9 protein-coding genes are annotated in these 10,649 nt (G+C 65.1%); 2 read left to right on the top strand and 7 right to left on the bottom strand.

Going from position 1 to position 10,649, the window contains the following annotated elements; translation table 11 throughout:
• The first annotated feature begins 174 nt into the window (after positions 1 to 174).
• Positions 175 to 1,365, top strand: a complete 1,191-nt coding sequence (locus tag ACWAT4_RS38585) for an ABC transporter substrate-binding protein (RefSeq protein WP_449729494.1) — start codon at positions 175 to 177, stop codon at positions 1,363 to 1,365.
• A 58-nt stretch (positions 1,366 to 1,423) separates the two neighbouring features.
• Here the strand turns inward: ACWAT4_RS38585 and ACWAT4_RS38580 are convergent, their stop codons facing one another.
• The 4 genes from ACWAT4_RS38580 to ACWAT4_RS38565 are packed head-to-tail and all read right to left on the bottom strand — an operon-like array spanning position 1,424 to position 6,021.
• Complete coding sequence (locus ACWAT4_RS38580; RefSeq protein ID WP_212424369.1) at positions 1,424 to 1,810, bottom strand: MAPEG family protein; 387 nt, start codon at positions 1,808 to 1,810, stop codon at positions 1,424 to 1,426.
• A gap of 26 nt (positions 1,811 to 1,836) precedes the next feature.
• Positions 1,837 to 2,919: a lipocalin-like domain-containing protein gene (locus ACWAT4_RS38575; protein WP_449729493.1), complete on the bottom strand. Its 1,083-nt coding sequence runs from the start codon at positions 2,917 to 2,919 to the stop codon at positions 1,837 to 1,839.
• Positions 2,909 to 5,371, bottom strand: coding sequence for an ABC transporter permease (locus tag ACWAT4_RS38570; RefSeq protein ID WP_449729492.1), 2,463 nt, complete (start codon positions 5,369 to 5,371; stop codon positions 2,909 to 2,911). The genes ACWAT4_RS38575 and ACWAT4_RS38570 overlap by 11 nt, the downstream gene beginning before the upstream one ends.
• Positions 5,368 to 6,021 (bottom strand): ABC transporter ATP-binding protein, encoded by a 654-nt coding sequence (locus ACWAT4_RS38565; protein WP_449729491.1) that lies wholly within the window; start codon positions 6,019 to 6,021, stop codon positions 5,368 to 5,370. The genes ACWAT4_RS38570 and ACWAT4_RS38565 overlap by 4 nt, the downstream gene beginning before the upstream one ends.
• A 144-nt stretch (positions 6,022 to 6,165) precedes the next feature.
• Between ACWAT4_RS38565 and ACWAT4_RS38560 the strand changes: the two genes are divergently transcribed.
• Positions 6,166 to 7,512, top strand: coding sequence for an MFS transporter (locus ACWAT4_RS38560; protein ID WP_449731318.1), 1,347 nt, complete (start codon positions 6,166 to 6,168; stop codon positions 7,510 to 7,512).
• Between the two features lie 135 nt (positions 7,513 to 7,647).
• Here ACWAT4_RS38560 and ACWAT4_RS38555 read toward each other — a convergent pair whose 3' ends face one another.
• The 3 genes from ACWAT4_RS38555 to ACWAT4_RS38545 all read right to left on the bottom strand — a co-directional run bounded on the left by ACWAT4_RS38555 (position 7,648) and on the right by ACWAT4_RS38545 (position 10,478).
• On the bottom strand, positions 7,648 to 8,856 hold the full coding sequence (locus tag ACWAT4_RS38555) for an MFS transporter (protein WP_449729490.1): 1,209 nt from the start codon (positions 8,854 to 8,856) through the stop codon (positions 7,648 to 7,650).
• Positions 8,857 to 9,181: 325 nt separating this feature from the next.
• Positions 9,182 to 9,349, bottom strand: coding sequence for a hypothetical protein (locus ACWAT4_RS38550; RefSeq protein WP_449729489.1), 168 nt, complete (start codon positions 9,347 to 9,349; stop codon positions 9,182 to 9,184).
• 88 nt (positions 9,350 to 9,437) lie between these two features.
• Positions 9,438 to 10,478: an MBL fold metallo-hydrolase gene (locus ACWAT4_RS38545; RefSeq protein ID WP_449729488.1), complete on the bottom strand. Its 1,041-nt coding sequence runs from the start codon at positions 10,476 to 10,478 to the stop codon at positions 9,438 to 9,440.
• Positions 10,479 to 10,649: the final 171 nt, after the last annotated feature.

The raw sequence follows: 10,649 nt of genomic DNA, 5'->3' as shown, positions 1-10,649 counted from the left end.
CCTCCCTGTGGTGATGGGGCCCGGGCTCGCGACTTCGTCGCGCCCCGGGACGACAGCGGTTATTTGACGCACAGCTGCCCTTACCAACGATCTACGCAAATTCGATGGGCACGGCCGAGGTTCTTCACTAGTATCCGCGCGATTTCAAAACAGAACACTGCTGGGAGATAACAGATGAAATCAGCACTTTTGGCCGCCGTCGCAACGTCGGCTCTGTTGCTGGCCGCGCCGGCCTCCGCGCAAGGCGTCAAGATCGGTATCCTCAACGATCAGTCCGGCGTCTACGCAGATTACGGCGGAAAATACTCGGTCGAGGCGGCCAAGATGGCGATCGAGGATTTCGGCGGCGAGGTGCTCGGCCAGAAGATCGAGATGGTCACCGCCGATCACCAGAACAAGCCCGATCTCGCCACCTCGATCGCGCGGCGCTGGTATGACGCCGACAATGTCGACATGATCACCGAGCTGACGACGTCGTCGGTGGCACTGGCCGTGCAGGACCTGTCGAAAGAAAAGAAGAAGATCGACATCGTGGTCGGCGCGGCCACGTCGAGCATCACCGGTTCTGCGTGCTCGCCCTATGGTTTCCACTGGGCGTTCGACACCCATGCGCTCGCGGTCGGCACCGGCGGCGCGCTGACCAAGGCGGGCGGCGACAGCTGGTTCTTCCTCACCGCGGACTATGCCTTCGGCTACGCGCTGGAAAAGGACACCAGCGAGATCGTCACCGCCAATGGCGGCAAGGTGCTGGGCTCGGTCCGCGTGCCCCTCAACTCCTCGGACTTCTCCTCCTTCCTGCTGCAGGCGCAGAGCTCGAAGGCGAAGATCGTCGGTCTCGCAAATGCCGGTCAGGATACGACCAACTCGATCAAGCAGGCGGCCGAATTCGGCATCGTCTCCGGCGGTCAGAAGCTCGCTGGTCTTCTGATGACGATCGCCGAGGTGAATGGTCTCGGCTTGCAGGCGGCGCAGGGCCTGGTGCTGACGGAAGGCTTCTATTGGGATCATAGCGACACGACGCGCGCCTTCTCCGAGCGCTTCTTCAAGCGCACCGGGAGGATGCCGAGCATGATCCACGCCGGCACCTATTCGGCGACGCTGAGCTATCTGAAGGCGGTGAAGGCCGCCGGCACCAAGGACACCGAGGCGGTGGCCAAGAAGCTGAAGGAGCTGCCGGTCGACGACGCCTTCGCCAAGGGCAAGGTGCTCGAGAACGGCCGCATGGTCCACGACATGTATCTGTTCGAGGTCAAGAAGCCCTCGGAATCGAAGAAGCCGTGGGACTATTACAAGGAGATCGCGACCGTCCCCGGCGACAAGGCGTTCTTCACCGCCAAGGAAAGCGGCTGCCCGCTGACGAAGTGATCCTTTGTCGTCCTGGCGAAAGCCAGGACGACACTGAATGTGTGGCGCCGCAGTTGTCTCATACCAGCCTTAACACCACCGCCCCCAGCGCCCCCGCCCACAGCGCAATCGCGGCGATACCCTGGATCGCAAATCCGGGGCCACGCTTCGCGGCGGCCTGCGAATAGCCGATGAAATAGACGATACGGCCGATGATCCAGACCGCGCCGATGCCGGCCGCGACGGCGTCGCTGATGTAGATCGCGAACAGCCAGAGCGACGGCAGGAAGATCGGCATCCATTCCAGCGTGTTCATCTGGATGCGGAAGGCGCGCTCGAAATCCGGATGGCCCGACATCGCCGGCACCTTCACGCCGGTTTTAGTCCGCGACCGCGAGACATTCATGCACGTGAAGAAGAAAAACAGAATAGCGAGCAGCGTGACGAGCGCAGTCAGATGGTACATCGAAGCCTCCGGCAATCAGATGCAGCTCAATAGCCGGTCAGCTCGAGATAGCCAACGCCGTCATGTGTGCCGGCAAAGCTGATCGGCCCCTCCCAGTAAGAGAAGCCGGTCCCCATCCAGGCCCTGGGATTGAGCGGCTTGCAGAGAATCGAGAACGAGCGCGAGGGGATTGCGATCTGCCATTCCACCGGCAGCTTGCGGCCCGCAACCTCGGCGGTCGCCTTCGGACTCATTTGGATGTCGCCACCCGCAATCATCTGCGTGTCGCCATTGGCGCTGATCCAATTGCCGAACGGATAATCCCTGCCGTCTTTCTGGCGCAGCCGGTACAGCATCAGCTTGTCGCCGGATGAAAGATGTAGCGACAGCCAGTCCCAGCCGGTCTGGTCGGTATCGAGCGGCTGGCTGCTCCATTCCCTGTCCATCCAGGCCTGGCCCGAGACCTCGACCGGCTTGTCGTCGATGGTGAGCGTGCCGCGCGCGCGGTAGAATGGCTGGCTGTAATAGTACGACGCTTGGCCACGGTCGGATTTGCGGCTGTAGCCGCCGTCGCCCTGCAAGACCACCGGGCGATCAGCTTCAAGCGTCAGCGCGTAGCTGAAATCCGTGCCGGAGGCTGTCAGCGTCACCGGCGCCAGGGTGCGATCGTCGGTGCGCTCGGCACCCTTCATCTCCCAATTGTCGATCCAGGCCGCGAACGGCTTGGCCTCGACGCCGGCCTGGCCGACACCGCCGCGCGAAAACAGCTCGTTGAAGCGGTGCGTGTCGGCGCGCGTCACCGCGGCATGCGCCATCCAGATCTGCTGATTGGCCCAGCCTTCCGCTTGCGGCCCCGGCCTCGCGGCCTGGCGAAACAGCGTCCATTGCAGCCCGCACGCCACACCGCCGCTGTCGACGAGGTTCGCCGTCAGGTACCACCACTCGATGCGAAACTGCGGATGCGGCCCATGATCGGCGGGAAAGGTGAATGCCTTTCCGGGCGCGACCTTCGCAAAGCCGTCGGCGGTCTCGCCGAGTCCGGCATAGCCTTGCGCGCCGGCGCGGCGGGCTGCCGCGAGTGCGGCGATGCCGCCGACGAAGGCACGCCGCGAGAGTCCGTCAGCGCTCATTGGCAAACACCTTGACGAGGCTCGCCGGCTGCATCCGCGCCAGCCGCAACACCGGCAGCAGCGCGGCCAGCAGCGAGGCGACCAGCGCGACCGCGACCAGCTCGACCAGTTGCAGCGGAAAGACGTGGAACGGCAGCCGCCAGCCGAACGCCTTCACGTTGACGATCGCGATTAGGCACCACGCGACCAATAGCCCGAGCGGTACGGCCAGCAGCGATGTGAACAGCGCAACCGCTAGCGTCTTGGTCAGCTCGATCGCCGCAAGGCGGGGTCGCGTGATGCCGATCGCCCAGAGCGGCGCGAGTTGCGGCAGCCGCGAGTTCGCCAGCGTCAAGAGGCTGGTCAGGAGTGCGATGCCGGCGACGCCGAGCGTGAAGGCGTTCAGCGCCGACGTCACCGCAAAGGTGCGATTGAAGATGCGGATCGATTCCGCCTTCACGGTGGCCTGGTCGGCCACGCCGCGGTCGTCGAGTGCGAACTGCTTTTGCAAGGCTGCGATCAGGCCGGCAATGTTATCCCGTGGAACAATAAGCCCGATCCGGGTCTGCGGCGTTTGCGGAAACTGCCGGATCAGCGCCGCGACATTGACGGCGAGCTGGCCCTTGGGGTTGCCGTAGTCGGCATAGATGCCGACGATGTCGAGCTCCCAGGTCCCGCCCGGTGCCGGCACCGCGATGACGTCGCCGACACGGATATTGAGGCGGCGGCTGAGCTGCTCGCTGATGAAGGCGGCATTGCCGGGCACGAGCTGGGTCCAGGCGCGCGGCGCTGTCTCCAGCAGTGGCCAGCGTTCACGGTAGAGCGCGTGATCGGGCAGGCCGAGCAACTCCACCGGCTGGCCCGCTACCTGCGTCTCCGCGCGTCCGCCCGACAGGATCGCCTGCACCTCGCTGCGGTCCTTCAACCAGTTGCGGATCGCGGTGCCTTGCGCATTGTCGGCGGCGCTGATGTAGACGTCGGCGGCCAGCCGCCCGTCGAGCCAGCCGACAAAGGTCCGGCTGAACGTTTCCACCATGGTCGAGACGCCGACATTGACCGCGAGCGCAAGCAGCAGCGCCATCAGCGCCAGCGACAAGCCGGAGAGCTGCTGCCGGCTGTCCGCCCAGAACCACAGCGCCAGCGGCCCGCGCGCCAGACGCTGGCCCGCGAGCAGGAGAATCTCGAGGAAGGCCGGCAGGCTCAGCGCTGCACCGAGCATCAGCGCCGCCAGGACGCCAAACCCTGTGATCAGCGATTGTCCGTAATGAAGCAACAGCAGCGCAACCGCGAGCACGGCGCAGGCAGCGAGGCTTTGCAGGAAGAGCCAGCGGCGCTGCCGCTGCTGCCAGGCGCGCGGCTGCGCCGTCGCCAGCACGGGCATCCTGATCGCCTTGATCAGGCTGGTCGCGGCCGCCACGATGGCGCCGGCAACGCTGATGCCGATGCCGGCGAGCCACCACTGAGGTTGCAGTGTGAGCTGCCCTGGAATCTGCGCGCCATAGAGCCCGCGCAGTGACGCCGCCACATCAGGCAGCAGCGCCGCCGCGATGACATAACCGCAAACCAGCCCGATCAGGCCCGCGACCAGCGCCAGCGCCACCAGCTCGACCACCAGCACGCTATTCACCAGCCGCGCCGAAGCGCCGCAGGCGCGCAAGGTCCGCAGCATCGGCAGCCGCTGCTCGAAGGCGAGGCCGACGGCGGAATTGACGATGAAGAGGCCGACGAAGAACGACAGCAGGCCGAACGCGGTGAGGTTGAGATGGAAGCTGTCGGTCAGCCGCTCCAGCTCGGTCTCGGCGGTCGGCTCGACCTGCTGCAACTGGTCGCCGACAACGCTCTGCAACGGCGCGGGCTTGCCCTTGGCCTTGCCGATCAGCAGCCGCGAGATCTGATCCGGCTTGTTGAGGAGCCGCTGCGCCACGCCGATATCCACCACCAGCACGTCGGGCACGAGTTGCGGCTGCACGCGCAGCGGCGGCAGTTTTGCGCCGCTGCTGGTCGACGGCGCAGCGCCTTCGCCCTCGTGCAGATCGTTCAGCGTCTCCCGCGCGACCAGCGTCTGGCCGGGGGCGGCGACGAAACTGCTCAAGTCCGCAGCGCCGAGGCGCGGCGCATTGCCGACATCGGCAGGCAGCGTCACCGGCTCGATGCCGAGCAGCCGCATCGATCGTCCGTTGATCTGAACCCGGCCCTCCAGCATCGGCGAGACCGGCCAGCCTGCGCGGCGGAGTTTTATGAAAAGGTCTTGCGGGAAGGTCGCTGCATTGGGTGCGACCAGTGTCGCCGTGCGCACCCCGCCGAACGTCGCCGCCGCGCGGTCGTAGGCGCTGCGGGCCTGCTGATTGATCGCCTGCACGCCGCTCCACAGCGCGGTCGCCGCGATCAGCCCGATCAGAAGCGTCGCAAACTGCATCCTGTGCCGCCGCCAATGGCTGAGCAGTACGGCCAGCACCCACAGCGCGCGTCTCATGCGATCCGCCCCGCATGCAGCACGATGTGACGATCGAGCGTACCGGCCAGATGCAGGCTGTGCGTCACCATCAGGAAGCCGCAGCCGGTGCGCGCCACGAGATCGCGCGTCAGCGCCAGCACGTCGTCGGCGGTGGCTTCATCGAGATTGCCGGTCGGCTCGTCCGCGAGCAGCAGCGACGGCTTGGTTGCCAGGGCACGGCCGATCGCGACCCGCTGCTGCTGGCCGCCCGACAATTGCTCCGGATAACGCTTGAGCAGGGCGCCGAGCCCGAGCCGCTCGACCAACTCCTTGGTCCAGGCTGCATCATGCCGGCCGGCGATCCGCGCCTGAAAGGCAAGGTTGTCTGCGATCGAGAGACTCGGGATCAGGTTGAACTGCTGGAATACCAGGCCGATCCGGTCGCGGCGCAACGCGGCGCGGCCCGAATCCGGCAGCTCCGTGACCTCCGTGTCCTGCAGGCGGATCGTGCCGCCATCGGCGGCATCCAACCCCGCGATCAGGTGCAGCAGCGTGCTCTTGCCGCTGCCGGATTCGCCGGTCAGCGCGACGCGTTCGCCGGCCCTGAGGTCGAGGTCGACGCCACGCAACACATGGACCGGCTCGCCGGCCGAGGAGAAGGTCTTTGAGAGGTTTCGAATGCTCAGCAAGATCAGTGCGCCGGACGGAATTAACACAATGCTGCGTAGCACACTTGCTGCGGAAATGCCGGGGTTGCGTTGCCGTTCAAGCCGTTGTTAGCTCCGAAGACGGCCAAATCAAAAGTGCCGAACAAAGAATATGCGGGGAGAATGATGAGCGCTCAGGGAACGCCCAATGCGGCGGGCAGGACGGCAGGGGTGTCCCGAGGGACGGGCGCAACGCCGAAGGGTGCCTGGACCGTCACTTTTCTCCTGTTTCTCTTCATGGTCGTGAACTTCGCCGACAAGATCGTCGTCGGCCTCGCCGGCGTGCCGATCATGACCGATCTGAAGCTCGAGCCCGCGCAATTCGGCGTGCTCGGCTCCTCGTTCTTCATCCTGTTCTCGGTCTCGGCCATCGTGGTCGGCTTCATCGTCAACAAGGTGCCGACGCGCTGGGTGCTGCTGACGCTGGCGGTGATCTGGGCGCTGGCGCAGTTTCCGATGGTCGGCACTGTCTCTTTCACCACGCTCCTGATTTGCCGCATCGTGCTTGGTGCCGGTGAAGGTCCGGCGGCTTCTGTCGCGACGCACGCGATCTACAAATGGTTCCCCGACGAGAAGCGCACGCTGCCGACCGCCATCCTGTTGCAGGGCTCGGCCTTCGGCGTCATCCTCGCCGTGCCGGCGCTGAACTGGGTCATCGTCAATCATTCCTGGCACTACGCCTTCGGCGCGCTCGGCGTGGTCGGCCTGATCTGGGTCTGCGCCTGGCTCGCGCTCGGCAAGGAAGGCCCGCTCGAGGACACCCAGGCCCTCGCGGCCAATGAGGCGAAAATTCCCTACCTCCAACTTCTCACCTCGCGCACATTCCTCGGCTGCGTGGCCGCGACCTTCGGCGCCTATTGGGCGCTGTCGCTCGGACTCACCTGGTTCACGTCCTTCATCGTCACGGGGCTTGGTTTCTCGCAGAGCGATGCCGGCTGGATCTCGATCCTCCCCTGGGTGTTCGGCGCCACCATGGTGATTCTGACCGGCTGGATCTCGCAGGTGATGATGGCGCGCGGCTACACCACGCGCATCTCGCGTGGCGTGCTGGGCTCAGTGCCGCTGATCATCGGCGGCCTGATCCTGGCGGCGATGCCGTACGTCCCGGGTGTGGGGCTGAAAATCGTGATGCTCGTGGTCGGCCCTGGGCTTTGCAGCGCGATTTATGTCGTCTGCCCGCCGATGCTCGGCGAATTCACGCCGGCCTCGCAGCGCGGCGCCATCCTCGCGATCTACGGCGCGCTCTACACGCTCTCGGGCATCATCGCACCGAATGTGATGGGCACCGTGATCCAGCGCGCCGGCAGCATGCTCGACGGCTACATGACCGGCTTCACCATCAACGCAGTGGTGTTGGTCGGCTCCGGCGTTATCGGCCTGCTGCTGCTCTGGCCGAACACGGAAAAGGCCCGCCTGACGCGCGGTGCCGCTCCGCGGGAAACCGGGCTGAAGGGCGCCGTCTCGCCGACCTAAGGCCGGCGCAACCAGGCCCAACCGCAATTGTCATCCCGGGGCGCGCGTAGCAGAAAGCGGTTTGGTAAGTCTTCGCAAAGCGATTGCTGCGGCATATGGGTCCCGGCCTTCGCCGGGACGACACCGAATTTGTAGCTACGCCTTGGCTTGCGTCTTTCGCTCCGTGAACGGCGACAGCACCACGGTTGCGACCATGAAGATCACGGAGGCGCCGAACACCCAATGCGGCGCGCTCTGGTCCATGATCCAGCCGAACAGCAGCGGTGCGACGATGCCGCCGAGATTGAAGCCGGTGGAGACGATGCCGAAGGCGCGGCCCGCGGCACCGGGAGGCGCCGCGTTGCGCACCAGCATGTCCCGCGATGGTGCGATCACGCCGGAGAGGAAGCCCGCGGCTGCCATTGTGGCGGTCAGCGCCCATCCGGGCAGCGTGACCAGCGCGATCAGGAGAACGATGGCCGCATTGGCGGCAAAACAGGCCGCGGCGACGTAGCCGTGGCGTTCGGTGTGGTCGGCGAGGAAGCCGCCCGCGAGCACGCCCACGGCGCCGCAGCCAAGACATGCCGTCAGCGCGACATTGGCGACGGAATAGCTTGCGCCGTAGCCGCTCATCAGCGCGACCACGCCGAAATTGTTGATGCCGGCAACCGACAGGCTCAGCAGCATGAACAGCGCGGTCAGCGTGATCAGCGCGGGCGTGATGACGGCCTGCTTCGGCGCATTCGCGGCGCCTGGCTTGGTCTTGTGCGCGCCGGCATCGGGAATGTTCATCACCACCAGCAGCAGCGCCACCAGCGCGCCGATCGCGCCCGCTGCGAGCAGTGCGCCGACGCCTCCGGACACCGTGATCAGGGCGGCGACGATCGCCGGCGCAACGGCGCCACCAAAATAGCCGGCAAAGGTGTGGACCGAGAAAGCGCGGCCCATCCGCGCCTCGTCCATGTGCGCGGCGAGGATCGCGTAATCGGCGGGATGATAGACGCTGTTGGCGAGCCCGAGCAGCACGGCGCAAGCGATCAGCGAGGCGTAGCTCAAATGCAGGCCGAGCATGATCAGCGCCAGCCCGCCGAGGGTCAGTCCGCCGAGCAGGATCTTGCGCGCGCCAAAATGGTCGACGAGATAGCCGGTCGGCGCCTGCGTCAGCCCGGAGACGACGGCCGACACGGTCAGCGCGAAGCCAAGCTCGACATAGCCGACGCCAAGCTGCCCCTTGAGAAACGGAAACAGCATCGGCAGGACCAGCAGATGGAAATGGCTGACCCAATGCGCAATCGAAATTCCCGTCAGCGTGCGTAGCGCGCTGTCCGCCTTGCCTTGTTGCGGTGCGGCGAGAACGTCGACCATTGCAGTTCCGTTTGCGTCCTAAGAGAGGCGCAAACTATCGGGCACAGCGGTTATTTGTCCATGAACGCAGGCGCATGGCAGGTAGTGCGGGTGGGGCTCAGTCCCGTCGTCCTGGCCAAGGCCGGAGTGGTGAAGACAAGCTGCATCCCCATCGTCGTCCTGGCGTTCGCCAGGACCCACCGCACGATCTCTCGATTGGGATCGATCGCATTACCGAACTGGGTGTCTTCGCCAAACTGCGCATTGGGGTAATGGGTCCTGGCTTTCGCCAGGACGACGGCGGAGCGTGTCGCGCCGGCGCGTAGTCAAAACACACGTCTCACCCTCACAACGGCTCGTCATCGGTCCCATAGCGATCGCGCTTCGGGGTGGCGATGTCGCCGTCTTCGTAATCGTCGTCGGTGTCGCGTGGCGGCTCGGGCTTCTTGGCCTTGTCGTCCACGGTCTTCGGCGGTTCGTTCGGCTTGGCAGTCTTGTTTCCGATCTTGGCCATGGCTGATCCCGGATGGTGATGCGTCATCCGCTTCTAATCACGAAATCTATGCGGCGTCTGACCTATCTCAAGACCCGCGAGGATGTCGTCAGCCCTGCACCACCGGCCCGCCGGCCTTCTTCCAGGCATCGATGCCGCCGGCGATGTGGGCGGTGTTGGTGAGCCCGGCCTCCTTGGCGGCGGCAACAGCCATCGCCGAGCGTTCGCCGAAGGCGCAGAAGAACACGATGCGGCGCCCCGTGGCGGCGGCGACCTCGCGCAGCATGCCGCCGGGCTTGAGGCTCTCCTCGACGCTCGGATAGGGCGTGTGCAGCGCGCCTTCGAGCATGCCGTGCTTCATCCGCTCATTGGTTTCGCGCAAGTCGACAAGCAGCATGTCGGGCCGTCCGAGCGAGCGGATCGCCTCGACCGCGCTGAGCGCTCGGCCCTCTTTCTCCAGCTCTTCCTGATGCAGGCCGACATGCATGTTGGCCGGCACCGCCACGTCCATCATCTTCGGATTGGGCAGCTTCAAGTTCGCCATCAGCTCGATATATTCGTCGACCGAGCGCACCTGGAGCCGCGGATTGTATCGCTTCTCCTCGCCGATGGTGGAAACGGTGTCGCCCTTGTAGTCGTGCGCCGGAAAGACCATCGTCTCATCGGGCAGCTTGAGCAGGCGGTTGAAGATCGAATCGTACTGCGCGCGCGATGAACCGTTCTGGAAATCCGTGCGGCCGGTGCCGCGGATGAGCAGCGTGTCACCAGTGAAGACGCGGTCGCCCATCAGATAGGAGTAGGAATCGTCGGTGTGGCCCGGCGTGTACATCACGTCGAGCGACAGGCCCTCGATCGTCACCTTGTCACCGTCGGCGACACGCATCGCCACCACGTCGGCCTTGGTCTGGTCGCCCATCACGGTCATGCAATGGGTGCGGTCGCGCAACTCGCCGAGGCCGGTGACATGGTCGGCATGCAGATGGGTGTCGACGGCCTTGACCAGCTTGAGGTCGAGCTCGCGCAGCAGCTGGCAGTAGCGGTCGACCTTCTCCAGCACAGGATCAAGGATCAGCGCCTCGCCGCCGGGGCGGCTGGCGAGGAGATAGCTGTAGGTGCCCGAAACGCTGTCGAAGAGCTGGCGAAAGATCATGGCAGGACCCGGCGTGAACTGATGCCGAGGATTCTACTACGCGGGAAGCCGGAAAGAGAAGTAATGTGCTGCTGAAATAAGAAAATTTAGAAGATTTTTATTGCGGCTTGAGACCTCAAGTGGATCTCCAAAAAAATGGTGTCGTCCCGGCGAAGGCCGGGGGACCCATTA

The organism is Bradyrhizobium sp. T-1 (genome assembly GCF_053592855.1).
The sequence above is the reverse complement of the archived record's forward strand: the minus strand, read 5'-3'. Positions and strand labels throughout refer to the sequence as shown.